Origin of the sequence: Pseudomonas sp. 34 E 7, assembly GCF_900005715.1 — a bacterium.
GTDB classification, from domain to species: domain Bacteria; phylum Pseudomonadota; class Gammaproteobacteria; order Pseudomonadales; family Pseudomonadaceae; genus Aquipseudomonas; species Aquipseudomonas orientalis_A.
Map to the genome: position 1 here is coordinate 20063 of NZ_CVTX01000076.1, position 24020 is coordinate 44082.

Below are 24020 nucleotides of genomic sequence, written 5' to 3' on the forward strand. Positions count from 1 at the left end.
TCGATCACAACTTGTAATTTCCACTTCGCACCTCTTTAAGCAACTATCGATTCAACGCCAAACACTGTTAATTGATAGTTCCAGGAGACTTGCATGAGCCTTCAACTTGCCGACGCCGAAGTGGGCGATATCAGCGACATTATTAATACCGAGTTGTACCCCATACATGATTCGGGCCATGTCCGGTTGCAGGCGCTGATCGAGCACGCCCGTGCCGAACTCGCCAAGGACGGTTGCTGCCTGCTGAAGAATTTCCTGCGGCCCGAGGCGCTGGAACGGGCCCGTACTGAAGGTCAGGCACTGTCGGGCAAGACCTTTTACTCGGTGCGCAAGGTCAACGCCTATTTCACTGAAGACGACCCTACCCTGCCCCAGGATGACCCGCGCCGCACATTCATGGAGCGCACCAGCGGTTTTGTCACCCGGGACATGATTGCCCCGGACGCGATCATTCATCGCCTGTATGTCTCGCCGATGATGAAACGCTTTATCGGTGCCTGCCTCGACGAACCGGAGATTTTCGAATACGCCGACCCGTTCGCCGGGCTGGTGATCAACGTGATGCCCGAAGGCACCGAGCAGCCCTGGCACTTCGACACCAACGAATTCATCGTCAGCATGATGACCCAGAAGCCAGAGGCTGGCGGTCTGTTCGAGTACGCACCGATGATCCGCTCGCGCACCCAGGAAAACCTTGGCGCCGTCGGCAACGTGGTGCGCGGCGACGACCGCAGCCGCGTACAGGAACTGCAACTCAACCCCGGCGACTTGCAGATCTTCAAGGGGCGCTTTTCGGTGCACCGGGTCACCCGCGTCGAGGGCGCCACTGAACGCAATACCGCGATCTTCGCCTACTCCGAAAAACCCGGAATCATCGGCCGCGCCCAGCGCACCAAGCAGCTTTACGGACGCCTGTCCGAAGCCCATCTGCAAGCCGAACGCAACCTGGTGCGCAGCGACCAGTTGCTCGACTGACTCACCCAAAAACTCCTAGAAAAAACTAACCGTATTTGCCCTGCGAGGAACACCTATGAGTCTGTCCGGCCCTAACCGCAACCCCGCCGACTGCGAACCGACGTACGCCGAGATCCAGCAGATCCAGCTCGACCGTTTGCAACGGGTGCGCAACGAACTGAAAAAACGCGACTACGCCGCGTGCGTGCTGTTCGACCCGACCCACATGCGCTACGCCACCGGTTCGCGCAACATGCAGGTGTACTCGGCGCGCAACCCGGCACGTTATGCCTTCATCCCGGCAGAAGGCCCGGTGGTGGTGTTCGAATTCGGCGGCTGCCTGCACCTGGCCGAACAGCTCAACACTGTCGATGAAGTGCGCCCGGCCAAAGCCATTTCCTATTACTTCTGCGACAGCTTCCTGAATAACGTCACTGCGCAATGGGCCGCCGAAATCGGTGAACTGGTACGCCAGCACGGCGGCGGCAACAAACGCGTCGCCATCGAAAGCGCCACTTCAGCCGCTGCGTTCGAACTGCAAAAACTCGGCTACCAGATCTTCGACGCCCAGGAACCGCTGGAGCGCGCGCGCTGCATCAAAGTGCCGAACGAGTTGAAGATGATCCGCGCCAGCCTGCGTGCTACCGAGGCTGGCGTGCGCTTGATGGAAAGCAAACTGGTGGCGGGCATCAGCGAAAACGAACTGTGGTCGCACTTGCACCAACACGTGATCGCCACCGACGGCGACTACGTCGAAACCCGCCTGCTGTCTTCCGGGCCGCGCACCAATCCATGGTTCCAGGAATGCAGCACCCGGCCCATCGAAGCCGGTGACCTGGTGGCGCTGGACACAGACGTGGTCGGGCGTTTCGGCTACTACGCGGACTTTTCGCGGACCTTCCTGTGCGGCGAGCAAGCCGCCACCGCCAAGCAACAGGAGCTGTACAAACTGGCTTACGAACAAGTGCAGACCAACATGGAAATGCTCAAGGCCGGCCGCAGCTTCAAGGAATACGCCGAGCTGGCCTGGAGAATCCCGGATAACTACAAGGCCAACCGCTATTTCGCCCTGGCCCACGGCGTTGGCATGACCGGTGAATACCCGTACGTGGTGCACCGCGAAGATATTGATGCACTGGGTTACGACGGGGTGTTCGAAGCCGGCATGACCATCTGCGTGGAAAGCTACATCGGTCACGATGCGGGCGGCGAAGGGGTCAAGCTCGAAGAGCAGATCTACATCCACGAAAACGGCATCGAATTGCTCTCGGACTACCCGTTCGATCCGCGCCTGATGCCGCGCTGAGTTGCCCCGGACGGCGCCGTAACCTCCTTCGACATCGTCCGGTTTTCCCCTTGTTCCCACCCGGAACAAGGGGCGTTTGCGGCCACCGCGCAGTGTTTCGTACCCGCGCGCTCCTCCGTCCGGCCTGTCTAGCTCAAGCGGCAGCCTTCCTTACGGTCAGTAACATGCATTTATCGAACGTTTCAGCGTTGAATTTATCGTTTGTCGATCGTTGCCCAGATGACAAAACTGCGGACATCTCTAATAAAAACAACATAAGAGCAGCCCTATGTCATACCCAGCCTCCGTCCTTCTGATCTCGTTGCGCCTTGCTCTACTGCCGGCTTCACGCCTGTCACGCCTGCGCCTTTGCGCTGCCGGCCACTGACAGTCTCGGTTCATCGAACCGACTGCGTCTGCCGCTCGCCCCACTTGCGGCCAGTCGAAAAACGCACTTTTGCACGTTATCGGAGAGGCATATGAAAGACTTAATAACACTGGACGGCACTCTGCCGCATCCAGCGGTGAACGACCTGTGCACCCAAGTCAAACGTGGCGAAATCAATCGTCGCCAATTCCTGCGCACCGCCGCGCTGCTGGGCGTCACCGCCGCCAGCGCCAGCACTTTCCTCGGTTCCGCGCTGCTCGGTAATTCGGCCCATGCCGCTGACGCGGTAACGCCGCGCCAGGGCGGCAGCCTGCGGTTTGCCTGCGCCATCCAGGAAATCCAGGACCCGATGCTGATCACCTGGATCGAAGCCTCGAACCTGCTGCGCAACAGCCTCGAATTCCTGACCTGGGTCGATGCCGACAACATCACTCACCCGTACCTGGCCGAGAGCTGGAGCCCGTCCGAGGACCTGAAAACCTGGACCTTCAACCTGCGCCAGGACGTGAAGTGGAGCAACGGCGACACCTTCAACGTCGAGGACGTGCAGCACAATATCGAACGCTGGATTGCCGCCGATTCCAAGTCGGTCAACCGCACCGCGTTCCAGGACATTACAGCGTTCGAAAAAGTCAGTGACTTCCAGTTCCGCCTGGTGCTCAAGCGACCGATGCTGGCGATCCCGGAAATGCTCAACGCCTTCACCTGCGCCATCGTCCACCGCAGCTTCAAGGCCGGTGACGACTGGGCGAAAAACCCACTGGGCACCGGGCCGTTCAAGCTGGTGTCGTTCGCGGTCAACAAACAGGCGACCTTCGCCAAGCGTGCCGATTACTGGCGCAAACCGGCCAACCTCGACGAATTGCGCTACGTCGACATGGGCACCGACATTTCCACCCATCTCGCGGCGCTGCAGGCTGGGCAAGTGGACGTGTTGTACCGGGTAACGGTGGCCGAACTGGACCTGGCGAAACGTTTGCCGGGCGCGCAATTGCTCACTTGCAAGTCGGCGCAAACCATCGTCATGCGCATGGCCTGCGACCAGAAGCCGTTCGACGACCTGCGCATTCGCAAAGCCGTGGTGCTCTGTGCCGACAACGCGCAAATGCTGAAGATCGCCTATCGCGGCATGGGCACATTGGGCGAAGACCACCACGTCGCCCCGTCCCACCCGGAATACTTCCCGCTGCCCAAACGTGCGCGGGACGTGGCCGCGGCGAAGAAACTGCTCGCCGAAGCCGGCCACCCGAACGGCATCGACATCGACCTGATCGTCGGCAACACCCAGGGCCGCTATGAACAGGACTGCGCGCAGATCCTCCAGCAGAACTGCGCCGAGGCCGGCATCCGCATCAACCTCAAAGTGATCCCCGCCACGCAATACTGGCCGATCTGGGACAAGGCCGCGTTCAGCCTCACCTACTGGGCGCACCGCCCGCTTGGGGTGATGTCGCTGGAACTGGCCTACCGCAGCGGCGCGGCGTGGAATGAAAGCCACTACAGCGACCCGGCGTTCGACGCGGCGCTGGACAACGCCATGGGCATCATCGACCCGAAACAACGGGCCGCAGCGATGCAAAGCGTCGAGCAGATCCTGCAAGAGGCCTGCGTCATGGTCCAGCCGTTCTGGGGCGACAAGTTCACTGCCGCGAGCAAGAAGGTCCAGGGCTTTGAGGTTCACCCCTCGGACTTCTACCCAATGGATCAAGTCTGGTTGAGCGCCTGATTCAAGCGCCCCGAACGCGCCCGCCCACTCAGTTGCGGCGGGCCGCCATCCCTTGATTAGCCGGAGCGTGCAGCATGGCTGAATTTCTATTGCGTAAGTTATTGGCGCTGGCGGCAACCTTGCTGTCGGTGTCAGTGATCGTGTTCCTGGCCCTGGAACTGAACATTGAGGACGTTGCAATCAACGTCCTCGGTCCCTACTCCGCTGCCGACCAGCGCGCCGCATGGCTGGTGGAACGCGGTTACAACCAACCTTTCGTCTGGCGCTACCTGGTGTGGCTGAAGGATTTTCTCAGCGGCGACTGGGGCACTTCGGTGCACTTTCGTGAGCCGGTGATCGACCTGCTGCTGCCGAACCTCGGGCAAACATTGATCCTCGCTGGATTGGCGTTGGCAGTGATGGTACCGGTGGCGTTGACACTCGGTATCCTGGCCGGGATTCGCCAGGGCTCGGCGGTGGATCGACTGGTATCGTTCCTGTCGATCGTCACCACCTCGATCCCGGACTTCGCCAGTGCGGTGTTTGTCTCGGCGATTTTCGTGTTCTGGCTTAACTGGCTGCCGGGCGTGAGCAGCATGAGCGACGGCTTCAACCCAGTGGAACTGGCGCTGCCACTGATGGTGCTATGCCTGTTCGGCATCGGTTATCTGGCGCGGATCACTCGGGCCTCGATGGTCGAAGTGATGCAGGCACCCTACATCCGCACCGCCCGCCTCAAAGGCGCGTCGACCTCACGTATCGTGTTGCGCCATGCCCTGCGCAACGTGCTGATCGCCCCCATCACCGTGATCATGCTGTACATCCCGTGGCTGCTGTCGAACGTGATCGTGGTCGAGGTGTTCTTCGCCTACAAAGGCTTCGGCTCGCTGCTCTACACCGCGTCGCTGAACCATGACGTCTACCTGATCGAAGCCTGCGCAATGATCAGCGGCATCGTAGTCGGCGCGACCAAAATCTTCTCTGACCTGGCCTATACCTGGCTCAACCCGCGCATAACGTTGCGCAGTCTTGGCGGAGGTGGCCAATGAATTTCCTCAATTCGTTCAAACATCCCCTTGCGTTACTTGGTTTGCTGCTGGTCGGCGGCTGGGTGCTGATGGCGCTGTTCGCGCCGTGGTTGGCGCCCCATGATCCGCTGGAAAGCTTCACCCCGCTGCTGACGCCGATGACGCCGGATGGCGACGGGATGCACTTTCTGCTCGGTACCGACATGATCGGCCGGGACATTCTCTCGCGGCTGATCTGGGGCACGCGCACCGTGTTGTTCTGGTCGATTCTGGCAACGCTGACCGCATTTGCCGTCGGCATCGCCATGGGCCTGTGCGCCGGCTACTTCAATGGCTGGGTCGATGCGCTGCTGTCCTATGTCGCCGACACTGTGTTGTCGTTCCCGGTGCTGGTGCTGTACATCGTGATCATCATCGCCCTCGGCGCGTCGGCGCTGAACATTCTGATTGCGGTGACCTTCACCAGTGCCCCGGCGATCTTCCGGATCATGCGCGCACTGACCATCGACATTCGCTCGCGGGATTACGTGCTCAGCGCCATCACCCAGGGCGAAGGAGCACTGCGGATCATGCTGGTGGAAATCCTGCCCAATTGCGGCGGCCCGTTGATCGTCGATTTCTGCCTGCGCATCGGCTACACCGCGATCATGATCGGCGCCCTTGGCTTCCTCGGCCTCGGATTGCCGCCGCCGACCCCGGACTGGGGCGGCATGATCAACGAAGGCCGCAGCATGGCCATCGCCTTCCCCCATTTGGTGATCTTCCCGTGCATTGCCATCTCCACCCTGATGCTGGGCCTGAGCCTGTTGGCGGACGGTCTGGACGAGCACGCCCAGAAAGGCGCAAGGAGCTGAGCATGAGTCATCAACAAGTATTGAGCGTGGAAAACCTCTCCATCGAACTGCCCGCCGGCGCCGATCGTAGCCACGCCGTCAAGGGCATCAGCCTGGATGTACGCAAAGGCGAAATTCTCTGTGTGATCGGCGAGTCGGGCTCCGGCAAATCGGTACTCTCGGCCGCGATCATGGGCGATTACGCCAAAGGCCTGCGACACAGTGAAGGCGTGATTGATTTCCTCGGCGACGATATCTGCCGCATGGATGAAAACGCTCTGCGCACGCTGCGCGGCAACCGCATTGCGATGATTTTCCAGGAGCCGATGGCGGCGCTGAACCCGGCGATTCGCATTGGTCAGCAGGTCGAAGAAATCTTCGCTATTCATGCGCCGCAGATGCCCGCCACGGAGCGCCGCGAACGCATGCTCGCCCTGCTCGACTCGACTCAATTGCCCGACCCGCCACGGATTGCCAACAGCTTCCCGCATCAACTCTCGGGCGGCCAATGCCAGCGGGTGGTGATAGCCATGGCGCTGGCGATGAACCCGGATTTGCTGATTGCCGACGAACCGACGACGGCGCTGGATGTGACCACACAGGCCCAAGTGCTGAAACTGGTCCGCGACCTGCGCGGTCGTGGTCAACACGGCATCCTGTTCATCACCCACGACTTCGGCGTGGTGGCGGAAATCGCTGACCGCATCGCGGTGATGGAGGGCGGCGTGCTGGTGGAAATCGGTGAACGCGATCAAGTGCTCAACTCGCCAAGACACCCGTACACCCGCAAGTTGATCGCCGCTGTGCCGGCCCTGCACCCAGAGCTGCACGCGCCGTGCGCCGACGGTGAGCTGGCGCTGCGCATCGAGCACTTGACCAAGACCTATAACGTCGGTGGCCGGTTGATTCCGGCGCTCAAGGATGTCTCGCTGCAACTGCCACGGGGCAAGACGCTGGCGATTGTCGGCGAGTCAGGCTCGGGCAAAAGCACCCTGGTGAAAGCGGCGATTCGGCTGGTGGAAAGCGACAGCGGCCACGTCTGGGTGGGTGACACGGATTTTCTCGCGTTGCGCGGCTCTGCGCTGGCGGCCAATCGGCGGCGGATTCAGATGATTTTCCAGGACCCGTACGGCTCGCTCAATCCACGCCATCGGGTCGGCGACATCATCGCCCGCGCGGCGCAATTGCGCGGTTTGTCGGCCAGGGATGCGTGGACCGAGGCCGGTGATTTGCTGGAACAGGTCGGGCTTAAGCGTGACGCCCTCAAGCGCAAACCCCGGCAGTTCTCCGGCGGTCAGCGCCAGCGCATCGGCATCGCGCGTGCCCTGGCGATGCGCCCGGAAGTGTTGATCGCCGATGAAAGCGTCTCGGCGCTGGATGTCTCGGTGCAAAAGCAGGTGCTGGAGCTGCTCGCCGAGCTGCAACAGCGCCTCAACCTGAGCATCTTGTTCATCACCCACGACCTGCGCGTGGCGGCGCAGATCAGTGACTACATCGCGGTGATGCGCCAGGGCGAAGTCGTGGAATATGGAACGGCCGAACAGGTGTTGCTGCGTCCGCAAAACACCTACACACAGACCTTGCTCGCCGCGGCCCCCGGCGCTTCGGCGATTCCCGTGGTGCCTGTCACAGAACCTGCGCTGAGGCTGATCCGACCGCATACCCACTGAGTCAATAACCCTTTTACCAAGTCGCAGCGTTCGTTGCGGCGTGGGCTGCTGTTGCCAACCATAACTAAAAAATCAGGAGTATCACTGTGCGCACTACCACCCAGATTGCGGTCCGTTCCATCGTCCTCATTCCGCTGCTCGGCGCCTTCGCGGCCCCGGCCATGGCAGTACAGGTCACCGACAACCTCGACCTCGGCGGCGCCATCCGGGCGCGCTGGGATTACGATCCGGACCGCGACATCCAGAAGTTTGGTCTGGACACGGTGTTCCTCAGCGCCAAGTACAACTCTGACAGCTGGATCGGCGAGGCCCAGTACCGCTTCTACGGCCGCTCCTATCCCTACCAGTACACCAAGAATTACGGCGATATCCAGTTCGCCAAGTTCGCCTGGGTCGGCTACAAGTTCAATCCCGACCAACAAGTGCAGGTAGGCCTGAATACCGTGCCGTTCGGGTTGCAGCCTTACTTCGGCAGCACCTTTTACGAAACCCTGGGCAACGTCATCGGCCTGGAAGATGTGCAACAAGTCGGCGCCAAGTACATCCAGCAAAGTGGCGACTGGAATATCCAGGCCGGCTACTACCTGCGCCCGGCGTGGCAAGGCAAGGGCACGAGCAAAGGGGTGACGTATTCCAGCGTGGTGTCCGGGGCCGACAGCTACGTAGGCGACGGCAGCGACAACCAGGAGCGCAATACCGTGGTGCTGCGCGTGGCCAAAGCCCTGGACCTGGGCGGGTGGAAATCCGAAATCGGCCTCTCCGGCCTGACCTCGACCCTGGAAAACAAGGACACCGATAACGATGGCCGCCGCAACGCGGTGGCCGTGCACTACCTCGGCAAGAACGGCCCATGGGGCGTGCAATTGCAAGCGGCGCGGCAACAGATGTCGCCGCGCAACCGTGGCAGCGATGAAGTGGTTACGCTCGGCGGATACGACGGCACCTACAACGTCGCCAGTCGCGGCAACTTGTACGTCGCCGACCTGAGCTACGACGTCGCCGGCAAATACCTGTTCGACCAGATAAGCGGTGTGAAGCTGTACGCCAACTACAGCGCCTTCGACAAGTCCGCCGACGCGTTCAAGACGTCGCAACGATTGATTCTGGGGACCTCGTTTTCCTTCAGCAAACTGTGGATCGCGACGGAATGGTTGTACGGAAAAAATGATCCGTACATTGGTGGCAGCAGCTACACCCAGAGTCTGGCGGCTGGTGGGAGTAACCAATGGGAGAATCAGCTGTACATGAACATTGGGTATTACTTCTGATCCATGATTTTTGGCGTTCTTGAGCACGCCTTCGCGCGCAAACCTCGTTCCTGCAAGGAACACGCAATCCCTTGTAGGAGCGAGCTTGCTCGCGAAGAACCCACAGGCGCCACATTTATCCAGGAAGCACACGTTATCGTTGACGTTTTTCGCGAGCAAGCTCGCTCCTACACGGCATTAAGGCTTGCCCGCGAAGACTTTTGCCCAAACACCACTTGCAGCCCCCCTCAGACAGGAGTCAGATACGCCATACAAAATATTCACCCAAAACAATAAACCTGCCCGCGCACTACCGCGTCGAAGGCGGGTATGGAGTCACCCTTTCATGCGTCAACTGCCCTCGCTCAACATGCTGCGCGTCTTTGAAGAAGTTGCTCGGCACCGCAGTTTCAGCCAGGCAGCGTTGGGGTTGAACGTTACCCAAGGCGCGGTCAGCCGTCAGATCAAGCAGCTTGAAGACTATCTCGGTGTGACGCTATTCATCCGCACGCCCCAAGGCCTGTCGTTGACCGAAACCGGCCGGGCCCTCTCCCCGCAACTGAGCGACGCCTTCGACCACATCGAGCGCGCCCTGCAAGCGGTGCGCGTGCCCAACCTGCGCCAACGCCTGCGCATAGTTGCGCCACCGACTTGGGCCACGCGCTGGTTGTCGTCGCACTTGCGCGCATTCTGCCAACGCTACCCGGACATCAGCCTCAGCGTGACCCAACAGAACGGTAACGACAGCCTCGCGGAAATCGACTGCCACATCCGCTTCGGCCTGGAAGCGGCCAACCATTGCAGCAGTCAGTTGCTGGTGATGGAACGGCATATGGCAGTGGCCAGCCCGGAGTTGTTCGTCAATGGCCTGCCGCCGGATCTGCGCCAGTTTCCACTGCTGCACATCCTGCATGATGGCAAACGCTTGAAGGTGTGGGAGAACTGGTTGGCGGCGATGGGCCGCGAGGATGTCGATGCCACGCAAGGGCTGGAGTTCAGCACGTTGGACCAGGTGATCCACACGGCACTGGCCGGCGGTGGGCTGGCGGTGATTGACCGACAGATGATTGAAAAGGAACTGGCCAATGGCAGCCTGTTGCCGATCACTGCTGTGGAAGTGCTTGGGCCCTATGGGTATTGGCTGGATGTGGCGAATGATAAACAGGGGTTGTCGAAAGTGCGGCTGTTTACGGACTGGTTGGGGTTGGTCAGCAATCCATAGAACACCAACGTCCCCTGTGGGATCGGGCTTACCCGCTCCCACATTGGGCTGGTGGTAGGTTTTAGATGGGCGCGACGACTTTCACCGCAACGGGCGCCCCGCTCTCCACCGGACTCTGCGCCTTGCACGCCTGGCTCAGCGTCAGGGATTTGGTCTCCGGCGCCCAAGCCCAGGAAATGATCGCCCCCAACGCCAGAATAGCCGCCAATATGCCCATGGTCGGACTCAAGCCGATACCGGCCACGCTCACCGGCAACAGGAACGTGCTGACCGCCGAGCCCAAACGACTCACCGCCGTAGCAAGGCCAATACCGCTGGCCCGCACTTCGGTCGGAAAGCTCTCGGCCGGGAACACGCCCACCAGATTGCTCACCGCCGACAACACCAGCGTGAACACGCCGAACACCAGCACCATCAGGAACGCCGCACTGCCCGGCAGTACCGCCAGCAGGAACAAGGCTACCGCGAGGATGATGAACGAATTGATCAAGAAGCCTCGGCGCGAGAACTTCACCGTGCACCAGATGCCGATCAATGCGCCGAGGATCAGCAGCATGTTGAGCATCAACTCGGTGCCAAAGCCCTCCGCCAAGCCCATCTTCTGCAGGATCGACGGCAGGAAGGTGTAGATAGCGAAGTACGGCATGACGATGCAGACGAAGAACAGGCAGTTGAAAGCAGTGCGTTTACGGTATTCACGACTGAACAGCACCGCGTAGCCGGAACGGGTTTCGGTGGAGCGGGTTTCATCGAGTTCGACATTATCACCCAGGTGTTTTTTGACAATCGCCCGTGCTTCGGCGATCCGCCCCTGATTGACCAGCCAGCGCGGTGACTCGGGTGTGCCGATTCGCGCGATCAGGATGAGCGCCGCCGGAATTGCCGATGAAGCCAGCATCCAGCGCCAGGCGTCATCCCCCAGGCTGAGCATCGCGGTGCCGACGAAGGTCGCGGCGACGTAGCCGAAAGTCCAGATAACGCTGAATGAACCGAGCAACACGCCCCGGTGTTTTTTCGGCGAAAACTCCGCGAGCATCGCATGGCCGACGCTGAAGTCGCCGCCCAGGCCGATGCCGATTATTACCCTGCAGAGGAATAGCTGCATCGCAGTTTCGGCGTAGAACTGCATGACCGAAGCAATGGTGATCAGGACAAAACTGACCAGGAAGATTTTCTGCCGACCTACCTTGTCGGAAATCCAGCCGAAGAACAGGCTGCCAAGAAACAGGCCAATCAGTGCCGAAGCGCCGATCAGGCCTTGCCAGAAGGCATCGAGCTGCATCTGCGGGCTGAGCAACGTGAAAGCAATACCGATCAGGCCGAGGATGTAGCCGTCGGTGAAGTGCGCGCCGAACGTGAGACCGGCAATTTTGATATGAAAGCGCCCGATGGGCAGGTCATCGATCTTTATCGATTGAGCGGACATGTTCGTCTCCAATTGTTGTTATTGACGGAGAAATGAATCGACAGCGCTTGAACCTGTGGGAGTGAGTTCGCTCGCCCCCACAGGGATTACGGTTGGGGGTCAGAGGCCGCCCATCAACAGGTATTTGATTTCCAGATAGTCTTCCAGACCGTACCTGGAGCCTTCGCGCCCCAGGCCCGACTCCTTGATGCCGCCGAACGGCGCGACTTCCGTGGAGATGATGCCTTCGTTGATTCCGACCATGCCGGCCTCCAGGCCCTCGGCCATGCGCCAGACGCGGCCAATGTCGCGGCTGTAGAAGTACGCCGACAATCCGTAGGGTGTGTCATTGGCCCGTTGCAATACTTCGGCTTCGTCCTTGAAGCGGAAGCACGCCGCTACCGGGCCGAAGGTCTCATCCTGAGCGATCAGCATGTCGCTGTTGGCGTCGCAGAGGATGGTCGGCTCGTAGAAGGTGCCGCCCAGCGCATGACGACGACCGCCGCACAACAACGTGGCGCCCTTCTTCAAGGCGTCACTCACGTGCAACTCAACCTTGGCCAACGCCGCCGCGTTGATCAGTGGACCTTGCTCGGTTTCACCGTCCAGTGCACTGCCGACGCGCATCGCGGCGACCGCTTCGGCGAGTTTGCCGGTGAACGCTTCGTACACGCCGTCCTGGATAAAGAAGCGGTTCACGCAGACGCAGGTCTGCCCGGTGTTGCGAAATTTCGAGGCCATCGCACCTTTGACGGCAGCGTCCAGATCGGCGTCGTCGAACACAATGAAGGGCGCGTTGCCGCCCAGTTCCAGCGAGACTTTTTTCAGCGTATCCGCCGCTTGGCGCATCAGCAGCTTGCCGGTGCGGGTCGAGCCGGTGAACGAGAGTTTGCGCACGATGCCGCTCGCTTGCAGCGCGCCGCCAATCGCCACTGCATCACCCGAGATGACGTTGAACACGCCGGCCGGAATCCCCGCCTGCTCGGCCAACACCGCCAAGGCGAAAGCTGACAAAGGCGTCTCTTCCGATGGTTTGAGAATCATTGTGCAACCCGCCGCCAGCGCCGGACCGACCTTGCGCGTGACCATCGCCAGCGGGAAGTTCCAAGGGGTGATCGCCGCAACCACGCCGATGGCCTCCTTGACCACAATGATTCGCGCATCAGCCTTATGGCTCGGGATTACGTCGCCGTAAGCGCGCTTGGCTTCTTCGGCGAACCATTCCAGAAAACTTGCAGCGTAGACCACTTCACCCATGGCTTCAGCGAGCGGTTTGCCCTGTTCGCGGCTGAGCAACGTGGCCAGGTCTTTCTGGTTGCTCAACATCAGTTCGCTCCAGCGCTTGAGGCGCTGGCTGCGTTCTTTGGCGGTCAATTTTCGCCAGGCCGGCAAGGCACGGTTGGCGGCGGCGATGGCGAGGTTGGTTTCCTCGGCGCCGGCCTTTTGCACGTCAGTGATCACTTCGCCATTGGCCGGGTTCAACACCGGATAGGTCGCACCACCGCTCGACCATTGGCCGTCGATAAAATTGCCGTTACGGATCAGCGTGTTCATGCCACAGCCTCGGTCAGAGTAAAGCGTTCCAGAGCCGGACGAGCCGAGCGCAGGATGCGTTTGCCGGCGGTGTAATCGTTGATCACGTCGCACGGGGTGTAGTTGCGTTCCAACTCATGCAGTTCTTCGGCGTCGAGCCTGGTTTCCAAGGCTGCCAAGGCACTGTCGAACTGCGCGGTGGTGTCGGCGCCGACCAGCATGCAATCGACGCCCGGATGATTGGCAACCCAGGCTTGAGCGATCTGCGCGTTCGAGACACCACGGGCCCGCGCCACGCGCTGCACCGAATGAGCGATCTCGAACGAGGCTTCATCGCTGTACATCTGCTGGGTGAAAAAGTCGGTCTGGTTGCGGGTCGATTGCACATCGCCGGTCAACAAGCCGCGAGCCAGCGGGCTGAACACCGAGACGCCGAGGCCTTGGTCGCGGCAGAACGGAATCATCTCGCGCTCTTCTTCGCGGTAGGCGCAGTTCAATTGCAACTGCATGTTGATCGGCTTGACCCAACCATTGCGCTCACAGGCCATGAGGATTTTTGCCAGTTGTCCGGTGAGCATGGTCGAGACACCGATATAGCGGGCTTTGCCGGCGCGCACGATGTCATTCATGGCGCTCATGGTTTCTTCGACCGGGGTATTCAGGTCGAAGTAATGCAGCATGAACACATCGACGTAATCCATGTTCAGACGTTTGAGCGAAGCGTCGATGCTGTCCATGATGTGCTTGCGCGAATGGCCGCTGGCATTGATGCCGTTGCGGGTGCCGTAGCCAACCTTGGTGGTGATCACCAGGTCTTCGCGGCGAGCCAGGCGCTTGACGATGCGCCCCACCACTTCCTCGCCGACGCCGGCGGAATAGAAGTCTGCCAGGTCAATGAAGTTCACCCCGTTGTCGAGGGCATGGGCGACGATCGGCTCACTTTGCTTTTCATCGAAGATCCACGGTTTCCAGTCCGGGGTGCCCATGTTCATGGTGCCCAGGCACAGGCGGGAGACTTGCAGGCCGGAGTTGCCCAAACGAATGTATTGCATGGCGCAGACCTCAGGCTTTTGGGGTGTAGAAAGGGTTGCTGATGTGAGCGACCACATCCGCCAGTTGCGCGGTTTCCGGTTTGCCGGTCAGGGCGGCGCGGATCGCGGTGCGGCAGGCGTTGTAGTTGTTCAGGTACACCGCATCGAGGTCATCGCAGGCCGGGTTGACCCAGTTGGCCGTGACAATCGCCCACTCGTCTTCGGCTTCCGGCGGCAAGGTGCCGTCCAGCAGCGCTTCCAACACAGCCTTGGCGATCCCGGCCTGGGACGCGCCCCAGGTGGCGTTGCCATGCAAGTCGCTGCTGATCGCAGCTTTGTTGACGTAAAGCGTCATCGGCTTGACCGGGATGTTCGGCTGGGCGATCACCATGAACGGGCAATGCCCCTGGCTCGGCGACGCCAGGCTGTTGGCAAACGCCTGCCCCGCCGGACCGTTACGCGGGCCGATCAGAATGTTGATGTGTGCGGCGTTCACGCCTGGTCCTTCAAAACCTTCACCGATGTACAGGTCGAGTTCTTTCATGAGTCATTACTCTTTTTGGATTTATTTTGGGTGATCAGAAGCGCACGCAGGTCTTGAAGATCGCGTGGTAAACATCGGGGTAAGAAGAGCGCAACACGAGGCTGGCGAGGACGCGGCAGAGGGGCTTAGTCATGATTGCAAACGCTCTTTTTGTTATTGATGAGCTGTGTTTGCGATTTTTTAACATCGGGGGTCGAAGGGGCTGTAACCATTAAAAGTCATGGGGATATGAGTTCTCCTCATACCCAGCAAAGTCCCGCGCGGAACTGGAAGACGAGCTGTTCGCCAACCAGCGTTCTGGTGGGGCAGATCGCCTGCCCGATGAGTTGCGACACCTTCACCTCAGGTGATGGCAGCAGACAGGTGTGTTCGCCGGACAATGGCGTCACGTCCACACACCTGTCTGTTTTCCGGCTGGCGTATTTGCCTCTTGCTCCAACAACCAGAACGCTAGAGCTGAAACTTGCTCACTTCAAGTTGCAGGCTGGTGGCAAGGCTTTTTAATCCGCCGCTGGTTTTAAGCAACTCCTGGACGGACATATTATTTTGCTCAGCCATCTGCGCTGAGCGCTCGACATTACGCGCAACATCCTGGCTTGCAGCCGTTTGTTCACGCAAGGCAAACGAGATTTGATCGACCACTTTCAGGACTTTGTCCGAGCTGTCGCGGATATCGACAATGGCGTGACCGGCAGTACCCGCCATTTCCACGCCATGATCCACTTCCTGAACGCCGCTGCGCATGCTTTCAACGGTGTCGCGTACGCCAAGCTGAATTTTCTCGATCATGCTCGCGATTTCCTTGGTCGACTTGCCAGTGTTCTGCGCCAGCAGCCGCACCTCATCGGCTACCACCGCGAACCCACGACCTTGCTCACCCGCGCGGGCCGCCTCAATCGCGGCGTTGAGTGCCAGTAGATTGGTCTGATCAGCGATGCCCTGGATGACACTGACGATCGAGGAAATTTGCTCCGAGTGTTGACCCAACCCCGCGACCTGCGTGGAGGAAAGCTGCACCGTCTTGGCAATCCCCATCATGCTGGACAGGGTATTTTCAATGACCTGCGCACCGTCGTTCGACTGCTGGCCTGAACGGGTCGCCAACTTGTGGGCTTCATCCGCGTTTTCGGAGACGTGATGAATACTGACCGTCAGTTCTTCGACGGTGGCCGCCATCATCGACGCCGACGTTGATTGTTCTTGAATGGCGCCGGAAAGCTGCTCGGATGCACCGGATATTTGCTGCACAGCCACGACCAGTTGACTGGCGGCCTGACTGATCTGTTGAATCATTTCACGCAGGCGGTTCTGCATACGGTCAAAGGCTTTGGGCAACTCGTCATGGCTGCTTGTGTCGATCACGGTGTCGAGTCTGCCGTTGGCAATCGCCGTGGCGGCGTCAATCGCCAGTTGCAGGCGCGCGGTGGTGCTTCGGCCCAAAGACGTGGCCAGAATCACGGACAGAATCGCCGCTGCAACGCCGCCGCAAAACAGGACCAGCAACGCAAAATGCTTGGCGTCGGTCATTTGCTGAGTTCTGGTATCCAGGAGTTTGTTCTCGGCGTCAGCAATCTGCGATAACACAGCGCGCATGCTGTCCATCTTGGTCTTGTCGGCGCCCGATGCAATGCGCTGGTCCAGCTCTTCGTCAGGTGCATTGCGCTGGGTCAAATCTCGGCGCTGGGCAATGATCGGGTGGACATCTTCGTCGATCCAACGCTTCTGGGCGTCGCCCAATGCAGCGAGGCGTTGCTGTTGCTGCGCATTATCGGCCGTCAGGTTTTTCAGTAGGGCCAACACTTCGCCAAAGCGTTTTTCTCCCGCTATCGTCGGTTCCAGAAAAGCATCTTTTGACGATATGACAAAACCGCGCATGCCGGTTTCAATATTGATCAATTGTTCAAGCGCTACCTGAATGCCACTGAGAACCTCATAGCTGTGAACGTTACTCCTGGTCGCCTCTTCAACCTGCCCGAAGCCCCGGTAAGCGCTTATTACCAACAGTCCAATCAACAACACAATAATGAAGAAGCTGACATAGAGCTTTTGCGAAATGCTGAGTTTGTTGAGCATTGTGTAAGTCCCGAGATGGGCCTTTCCCTGGCCGTATAGAGGCGTGTAAATGCACACTACGAAGGCAAACCCGCAGAACACCTGGTTTACTCAAACCTCAACGATTATATCGGCGCGCTTTTTATTTCTTTAGCACGTGGTGTACGAAAACGTACGTCGAAAGATCCCATCACCAAAGAGCAGAGAACTCGACCTCGGAAAAGTCACCGCTTGCTGAGTAGAAATACTCAACACTCCTTGATTTCGTTCCCGCGTTGGACAACCTGCTCGGCACTGGCGGCTTTGACGCGGGCCAGATCGACGGGGCCGCACATACGCGTTTTGGCCACCGGCGATACCGCGTTGACCAGGATGCCCACGGGTGCACCTTCCATGCTCAACGCATTGAGGGTTTGCACCGCGTGCATGGCAATCGAACCATCGCCCCCTGCGCCGAGCTTATCGGCCCCGACATCACTGATCACGACGTTGGCGCCCAAGGTGGCTAACCGGCGCGCATAACTAAAGCCGAGCCCCCGACCCGCGCCCGTTACAATCGCAGTTCTTCCGGTAAAGTTCATTGGCTATTTCCTCTGGAGTGCCCTTTACCCTAACAATGTCTGTCGAACCTGTTTAATACTAACGGTGGCCAAAGTTGATACCTGATTAATATCAAGTTAATGTCGAGCCCATGTAAGCCTGCTGATCAGTTCAATGAAGGAACAGAAGAAATGATCGAAACCCGCCTGCTGCGCCAGTTCATCGCCGTGGCTGAAGAGCTGCATTTCCACAAGAAGGCGTGACGTGACTTATCGCTGCAAAACGCTCTAAAGTGCGGCAATCCGGCAGGCAGACAACGCTCGAACGAAGGCCTGCCGACGAATCCCCCCGGGTTCGCTGACGATGTCGCGGCAACAAAACAGATAAGAGAACCTGGCGAATGAACAATGGCCACTACGACAGGCAGGCAGCGACTGCGCAGGACGCGGTGCCGCATATTCTGCTGATCGACGACGCCCCTGAAGATATCCGTGCCACGCTCATTCTGCTCAAGACCCAGTCCTGGCGCGTCTCGGTTGCCAGCGATGCCCATCAGGGCTATCAACGGGCACTTGCCCTGCGTCCGGACCTGATCGTGCTGGATGTTCACATGCCACACATGGACGGCTTCAGCCTGTGCAGGCTGTTACGCGAAGCGCCGGCCACCCGGCATACGCCGATCCTGTTCCTGTCATCGGCAAATACCTCACTGGAACGCCTCGAAGGGCTGGCCGTGGGCGCGGTGGACTACATCCCCAAATCCTACGCTCCCGAGGAAGTGCTGGCACGTATCAGGATTCATCTGCAATTGACCTGGCGAGCGCCGCCACCCGTTCAGGCCAGCCTGGCCGAGCCAGCACCGCAAGGCGATGAAATCGTGTTGAGGGCGGCCATGCGAGTGATTGAACATCAACTGGACGACATACCCTCCCTGCCCTGCCTGGCACAAAAAGTCGGCACCCATGAAAAACGCCTCTCGGCGATTTTCCGTGAGCACCTGGGGCTGACCGTGTTCGCCTACATTCGCGATGCAAGGCTGCGTCGGGGCCAGGCACTGCTCTGCGAAAGCGCCATGAGCGTGCAGGACGTCGCCGAACTGGTGGGCTTTCGCAATGCGTGCAACTTCACCACCGCATTCCGCCAGCGCATCGGCATGACGCCCAGCCAGTTCCGCCAGCACTCGCTGGGCAACGAGCAGGCCTGATGCGATTTCTACAATGCCTGTTGCTGACAATGGCATTGCTGTTCGCGGGCCTGCTGCGCGCCGCCCCCGTGGATATGTGCCGGGCCGAGCACCTGGACCTGATGCCCACGCTGCATGTGTTCGAGGATACCCAGGCCCGCTTGGGCGTGGACGATGTTGCTCGACTGCCCGAAGCGCGTTTCGCCACCCCACGCCCAGGCTGGCCGACCCAAGGCTATAGCCGCTCGGCGTTCTGGTTGCGCGTGCAGCTCACCAACGCGAGCGACGTGACATGTTCGCGCCTGCTGGTGGTCGGGGCGCCGCGCCTGGAGGACATTCGCGTCTACCAGCGCGCCGATGGACACTGGAGCGATGCACGTGCCGGCAGCGCCCATCCCTTGGCCGATTGGCCGCAGCCCCCCACGCGTCAGCCCGCGTTCCCGATCTCGCTGGCCGCCGGGGAACACGTCACGGTGCTCATCCGCGTGACCAGCCATTTCCAACTGCTGCTGGAGCCGCAACTGTGGTCGGAACCGGCGCTGCTGCGCAGTCAGCAACAGACCTACCTGAGCGACGGACTCACCCTTGGCATCGTCCTGCTGGTCGTGCCGTTCGGCCTGATCGTCGGCTGGATCCTGCGCTCCCGGTTGCTGACCGTGAATGCGGGCGCGGTGCTCAGCTACATCCTGCTGACCGGCATCCTCAACGGCTACCTGGTCTACTGGCCCGCTGCGCTGGGCTGGACGCGCGAGTGGCTGACCTGCGCCAGCGTAATCTCGTTCATCCTGTTTGTGGCCTACATGCGCGTGCTGCTGCAGGTATCGCGCCTGCCCAAAGCCATTGGCTGGAGCTATGGGTTGCCCCTGTCGGGCTGCATTCTGGGCCGACTCTGGTGGCTGAATGTCGATCCGGTCCAGGGCGCACAACTGGTCCAATGGTCGCTGATCAGCTTTTATGTCGTGCTGCTCGCCACGTTATGCATGGCCTGGCGCCGACGCCTGGGTTACAGCTGGATGGCCTGGCTGGTGCCGGGGCTCTTGCTGGGCCAATTGCTGATGCGGATGTTCTTCCCGCAGGAACAGTTGCCCTGGCAGTCGCCGGCCAGCAAATACAGCTTATCGTCCACGTTGGCGGGCGTGGCGTTGCTGGTGTGCACCCTGATCATGGAAGTCGTGCGCAGCCGCGACCGTGAAAGGCACGCGCTGTCCAGCCTTGAACAACAACGCCAGGCCGAGCACGAACGCCTGGAAACCACGGTGGCGCTGCGCACCGCGCAGTTGCGCGAATCCCTGGCGGCGCGCAGCGCCTTGATGGCACGGATCAGTCACGACCTGCGCTCGCCGCTGGTACGCATCATCGACTATGCGCGCCTGCTGCACGCCGGGCCGAATCGCGATTATCCAGCCACGATCGAACGCAATGCGCGCCAGCAACTGGAACTGATCGATGAGATGCTCGAATTTTCCCGTGGCGAGCTGGAGCACATGCAACTGACCCTCGCGCCGGGTTACCTGTACGGTTTCCTCAAGGAAATCATTGATGAGGCCGGCTTTCTCGCCGCGCGCCAGGGCAACACCTTCGAAGCGCGGCTGGCCGATGACCTGCCGCCACTGGTCGAGGCCGACTTCACACGTCTTCGGCAAATCCTCATGAACCTGCTGGCGAACGCGGCAAAGTTCACCCGCGACGGCCAGATCCGTTTTGAAGTCAGCGCTGACCCGGGCGCGACGGCCGAGAGCGTGGCGCTGCGCTTCAGCGTGATCGACACCGGTATCGGCATCGACCCACATGAGTTCGAACACCTGCTGCAACCGTTCCGCCGGGGCCGCAATGCACAGCGCTATGACGGCAGCGGGCTGGGCTTGTCGATTGTCACGCAGTTGCTGGCGCGCATGGACAGCCGGCTCGAACCAAAGGCCAGTGAACGGGGCGGCAGCCACTTCAGTTTTTGCCTGCGACTCAACTGCGCCGGGGAACAGGATCTGGAACTGGGCATCGTCGACAACAACGCCGCGCCGCTCGACGGCCGGGGCAAACATATTCTGCTGGTGGATGACGCCTTGCAGAACAACGAATGGCTGTACGACCTGCTGGCCGGCTATGGGTTTGACGTGAGCCTGGCGGCGGACGGCGAAGCCGCCCTGGCTTGCCTGGCTGCACAAACGGTCGATCTGCTGATCAGCGACCAGATGATGCCCGGCATGGACGGCTGGGAGCTGCTGCGGCAGGTGCGCAATCACTGCGGGCCTCTGCCCGTGATGCTGTATTCAGCGGTCCCGCCACGCCGGCCGCAGGATTATCCGGATGCCCTGGCGTTCGACGCGGTACTGCTCAAGCCCGCCGACAGCCGAGAATTGCTGGCCTGGGTCAAGGCGCTGGCCTGCCCGGACACGGTGCGTCGCGAGATGGCCACGGAGGTTTAGCATGCCGGATCCGGGTTATCGGCTGCTCTGGCTCGGCTGTGTTGTGGCACTGCCCTGGGCGCCGGCACATGCCGCACCAGAAGCACCCGGCCTGCTCACGCTGGATGAATCAACCGTCACCGCCAGGCGCCGCGAGGAAGCGGTGCAAGACGTACCGATGCCAATCAGCGTGCTCTATGGTGATCAACTGGACGAGGCCGGCCTGCATCGGCTTCAGGACATCCAGCAGCGAGTACCTGGCCTGGTGGTGTCCGGTCATGACGCCCGCTTCGCCGGGTTAGGACTGCGCGGCTTGGGCGCCACCCCCTACAACGATGGCCTGGAAGGCAGCGTCGGCACCTACGTCGATGGCGTTTACCTGGCGCGCCAGGGCATGGCCTTCACCGAGTTGATGGACATCGAGCGCATCGAAGTCCTGCGCGGGCCGCAAGGCACCTTGTTCGGCAAGAACACCAGCGCCGGCGCGCTGAGCATCATCACCCGCCCACCCACCTTTGAACCTGAAGCCAGCCTTGAAGCCAGCCAGGGCGAGCACGGTTTGCGCGAATACCGCGGCGTGGTTTCCGGGCCGCTGCAGGATGACGTACTGGCCGCGCGCCTCAACGTGTTCAACCGTTCGGCTGATGGCTCAGTGCGCAACCTGCAGGATGGCACGCGCCTCGGCGACACCGACAGCCAGGGCCTGCGCGGGCAATTGCTGTGGACGCCGAACCCGGAGTTCAGCGCGCGCCTGATCGCCGACCATACCGAGCAAAACGAGGCCGGCAATGTGCTGTTGGCCAACCACTACAGCGCCCAGACGCGCCAGCGCGCCAGGTTCCTTGGCTATGCGCTGGCAGAACCCTCCCCTTACCAACGCGAGACACGCGTCGACGCACCGGGCCGTCCGCAGACCGTGCAGAACGGTGTCTCATTGGAATTGAACCGGGACCTGGACGCGGCCACGCGTTTTACCAGCATCACCGCCTACCGCGACTGGGATTACCGCGCGACCCGCGACGGCGACAGCACGGCGCTGTCGGTAGCCGAGTCCGAAACCGCGCTGGGTCACCGGCAGTTCAGCCAGGAATGGCGTGTGTCCGGCACGGCCGGCCCGTCCATCGATTATGTCGCCGGGCTGTATTTCCTGCGTCAGCAGCTCGACCGCAGGATCGACGTCGAATTCGGCAAGGACGCCGCGCCATGGTTCGTCGGCGACCAACTGGCGTCGCTGAAAAAAAACTATGGCATCACCTTCACCGCGCCAGACCAGGTCCCGGCCATGCTGCTGGAGGGCGCCCGGCAACGCTCCGATGGCGAACAGAAAGGCGACAGCCGCGCCGTTTTCGGTCAGGTGTCCTGGCGTCCGATAGATCGGCTGGAACTCACCGGCGGCCTGCGCTACAGCCAGGAACGCAAGGACGGCTGGATCTTGCGCGACGTCAGCCACCTCGCTCCGCTGAATGGATTGCCTCCGGCTTTCCAGGCGGGCGGGCAATTGCTGCGTGGCATCGCACTCGGCGGTGGTTATTACCGCGAAGATTCGATTGAAGAACACAGCCTCTCCAGCCTGCTCAGCGCCAGCTACCGCTTCAACGATGCGGTGATGGGCTATGTCAGTGGGTCGCGGGGCTACAAGGCCGGCGGGATCAACTTCGACGTGGTCGGCCCGTTCGCCGCCCCCACGTTCGAGCCGGAGCGCGCCACCTCGCTGGAACTGGGCGTGAAGACGCGCTTCTGGGAAGAGCGCGCGATGCTCGACCTTGCCGTCTACCAGACCGACGTCGACAACTACCAGGCGCTCACCTACAGCCCGCCGACCTCGCCGTTCGCGCCACCGCTGCGCGACAACCTGATCAACGTCGGCAAAGTCCGCCTGCGCGGCATCGAACTGGATTCCTCCTGGCAACTCGCCGCCCCACTCACCGCCCGCCTGGGCATAGCCTGGAGCGATGCGCGCTACCGCAGCTTCCCTAACGCCCCGTGCCCCCCGGCCTCGGGCCAGTGGAACTGCGACCTCAGCGGCGATCGTCTCTACAACGCGCCGCAATGGAGCTTCAGCGCCGGCCTCGACCACGTCCACCCGCTTGCGTATGGACTGCAAGCCTACAGCGCTATCGACTACAGCTTCAGGACCGGCTACTACGGCACCCTCGAAGGCGGCGAAGGCAGCTATCAACCCGGCTACGGCCTGACCAACCTGCGCCTTGGGTTACGCAGCCAGGACCGTGCCTGGGAAGTGGAAGGCTGGGTGCGCAACGCCTTCGACCGCCAGTACATCAGCGCCGTGTACTCATTGCTCGGCGCCGGTGACTACGGCGTCATGACCGGCAGCGAACGCACGCTTGGCACCACCGTCAGGCTTCGCTACTGACCATAGGCATCTACACAACGCTGCAGCGCCAAACGTAACCACGATGCGAAGCGAGGCGCTCTTGATCTTGCTCTCAGGCGCCCCGTCAAACCATGCTGGCTGAACGCAGGAGCGGATGTGCCCCCGGCATCCTGGTCGGCCCAGAGGCCGCCATCGGGGGCAAGCCCCCTCCCACATTTGGATCGCGGATCGACACACGATACCGGTCGGCTCTAAGGCCGCGGCGCTTTTGCTTTTGATCTTAGGCGCCCCGTTAAACCACGCTGGCCGAACGCAGGCGAGGTGCCGAGTGGTGGGCAAGAGCGTTTTGCTTACTTTTGCGCTTTTCAAAAGTGAGCCGCCGTCAGGGCGGAACCCTAAGCAGCCGTTACCGCAGCAACGGATATGTACTCGGTCTGATCCAAGATACTGGCTGGCCCAGAGGCCGCCATCGGGGGCAAGCCCCCTCCCACATTTGGATCGCGGATCGACACACGATACCGGTCGGCTCTAAGGCCGCCGCGCTTTTGCTTTTGATCTCAGGCGCCCCGTAAACCACGCTGGCCGAACGCAGGCTTGAATCCGTGGGCAACCCGGCAGGACGCCGGGTTAGCCGCACTGGGCCAGGGATGGCCCATTGCGGCG

General features: G+C 60.8%; 18 protein-coding genes and 1 pseudogene. 12 read left to right on the forward strand and 7 right to left on the reverse strand.

What is annotated here, in order from left to right; translation table 11 throughout:
- The first annotated feature begins 93 nt into the window (after positions 1 to 93).
- The 8 genes from BFP96_RS03715 to BFP96_RS03750 all read left to right on the forward strand — a co-directional run bounded on the left by BFP96_RS03715 (position 94) and on the right by BFP96_RS03750 (position 10332).
- Positions 94 to 975 carry a HalD/BesD family halogenase gene (locus BFP96_RS03715; protein ID WP_065893296.1) on the forward strand — a complete coding sequence of 294 codons (882 nt, stop codon included), beginning with the start codon at positions 94 to 96 and terminating at the stop codon, positions 973 to 975.
- Between the two features lie 55 nt (positions 976 to 1030).
- On the forward strand, positions 1031 to 2260 hold the full coding sequence (locus BFP96_RS03720; protein ID WP_065935605.1) for a M24 family metallopeptidase: 1230 nt from the start codon (positions 1031 to 1033) through the stop codon (positions 2258 to 2260).
- 458 nt (positions 2261 to 2718) lie between these two features.
- Positions 2719 to 4353: an ABC transporter substrate-binding protein gene (locus BFP96_RS03725; protein WP_065935606.1), complete on the forward strand. Its 1635-nt coding sequence runs from the start codon at positions 2719 to 2721 to the stop codon at positions 4351 to 4353.
- 74 nt (positions 4354 to 4427) lie between these two features.
- Entirely contained in the window at positions 4428 to 5381 is a 954-nt protein-coding gene (locus BFP96_RS03730; protein ID WP_065935607.1) for an ABC transporter permease, read from the forward strand.
- Entirely contained in the window at positions 5378 to 6214 is an 837-nt protein-coding gene (locus BFP96_RS03735) for an ABC transporter permease (protein ID WP_065896893.1), read from the forward strand. Before BFP96_RS03730 ends, BFP96_RS03735 begins: the two co-directional genes overlap by 4 nt.
- Positions 6215 to 6216: 2 nt before the next feature.
- Entirely contained in the window at positions 6217 to 7863 is a 1647-nt protein-coding gene (locus tag BFP96_RS03740) for a dipeptide ABC transporter ATP-binding protein (RefSeq protein ID WP_065935608.1), read from the forward strand.
- Between the two features lie 161 nt (positions 7864 to 8024).
- Positions 8025 to 9131, forward strand: a complete 1107-nt coding sequence (locus BFP96_RS03745) for a hypothetical protein (RefSeq protein WP_256095206.1) — start codon at positions 8025 to 8027, stop codon at positions 9129 to 9131.
- 325 nt (positions 9132 to 9456) lie between these two features.
- Complete coding sequence (locus BFP96_RS03750) at positions 9457 to 10332, forward strand: LysR substrate-binding domain-containing protein (RefSeq protein WP_065935609.1); 876 nt, start codon at positions 9457 to 9459, stop codon at positions 10330 to 10332.
- A 61-nt stretch (positions 10333 to 10393) separates the two neighbouring features.
- Here BFP96_RS03750 and BFP96_RS03755 read toward each other — a convergent pair whose 3' ends face one another.
- The 7 genes and pseudogenes from BFP96_RS03755 to BFP96_RS31655 all read right to left on the reverse strand — a co-directional run.
- Positions 10394 to 11758 carry an MFS transporter gene (locus tag BFP96_RS03755; protein WP_065896897.1) on the reverse strand — a complete coding sequence of 455 codons (1365 nt, stop codon included), beginning with the start codon at positions 11756 to 11758 and terminating at the stop codon, positions 10394 to 10396.
- A 99-nt stretch (positions 11759 to 11857) separates the two neighbouring features.
- Positions 11858 to 13291, reverse strand: a complete 1434-nt coding sequence (locus BFP96_RS03760) for an NAD-dependent succinate-semialdehyde dehydrogenase (protein WP_065935610.1) — start codon at positions 13289 to 13291, stop codon at positions 11858 to 11860.
- Positions 13288 to 14322 (reverse strand): aldo/keto reductase, encoded by a 1035-nt coding sequence (locus tag BFP96_RS03765; protein ID WP_065935611.1) that lies wholly within the window; start codon positions 14320 to 14322, stop codon positions 13288 to 13290. The genes BFP96_RS03760 and BFP96_RS03765 overlap by 4 nt, the downstream gene beginning before the upstream one ends.
- Positions 14323 to 14332: 10 nt before the next feature.
- Positions 14333 to 14845, reverse strand: coding sequence for a formaldehyde-activating enzyme (fae, locus tag BFP96_RS03770; protein ID WP_017845677.1), 513 nt, complete (start codon positions 14843 to 14845; stop codon positions 14333 to 14335).
- A 239-nt stretch (positions 14846 to 15084) separates the two neighbouring features.
- Complete coding sequence (locus tag BFP96_RS30805; RefSeq protein ID WP_158254517.1) at positions 15085 to 15234, reverse strand: hypothetical protein; 150 nt, start codon at positions 15232 to 15234, stop codon at positions 15085 to 15087.
- A 61-nt stretch (positions 15235 to 15295) separates the two neighbouring features.
- Positions 15296 to 16918, reverse strand: coding sequence for a methyl-accepting chemotaxis protein (locus BFP96_RS03775; protein ID WP_065935612.1), 1623 nt, complete (start codon positions 16916 to 16918; stop codon positions 15296 to 15298).
- A gap of 380 nt (positions 16919 to 17298) precedes the next feature.
- Positions 17299 to 17478, reverse strand: a pseudogene (locus BFP96_RS31655) (SDR family NAD(P)-dependent oxidoreductase); the annotation flags it as partial.
- Between the two features lie 99 nt (positions 17479 to 17577).
- Between BFP96_RS31655 and BFP96_RS31085 the strand changes: the two are divergent.
- The 4 genes from BFP96_RS31085 to BFP96_RS03795 all read left to right on the forward strand — a co-directional run bounded on the left by BFP96_RS31085 (position 17578) and on the right by BFP96_RS03795 (position 23396).
- Positions 17578 to 17700 carry a hypothetical protein gene (locus BFP96_RS31085; RefSeq protein WP_256095207.1) on the forward strand — a complete coding sequence of 41 codons (123 nt, stop codon included), beginning with the start codon at positions 17578 to 17580 and terminating at the stop codon, positions 17698 to 17700.
- A gap of 137 nt (positions 17701 to 17837) precedes the next feature.
- On the forward strand, positions 17838 to 18641 hold the full coding sequence (locus tag BFP96_RS03785; RefSeq protein ID WP_065883080.1) for a response regulator transcription factor: 804 nt from the start codon (positions 17838 to 17840) through the stop codon (positions 18639 to 18641).
- The gene (locus BFP96_RS03790) at positions 18641 to 21043 is read left to right on the forward strand and encodes a hybrid sensor histidine kinase/response regulator (RefSeq protein WP_083216572.1); all 2403 of its coding nucleotides are present in this window, start codon (positions 18641 to 18643) and stop codon (positions 21041 to 21043) included. The genes BFP96_RS03785 and BFP96_RS03790 overlap by 1 nt, the downstream gene beginning before the upstream one ends.
- A gap of 1 nt (position 21044) precedes the next feature.
- Positions 21045 to 23396: a TonB-dependent receptor gene (locus BFP96_RS03795; RefSeq protein ID WP_065935614.1), complete on the forward strand. Its 2352-nt coding sequence runs from the start codon at positions 21045 to 21047 to the stop codon at positions 23394 to 23396.
- Positions 23397 to 24020 lie beyond the last annotated feature (624 nt).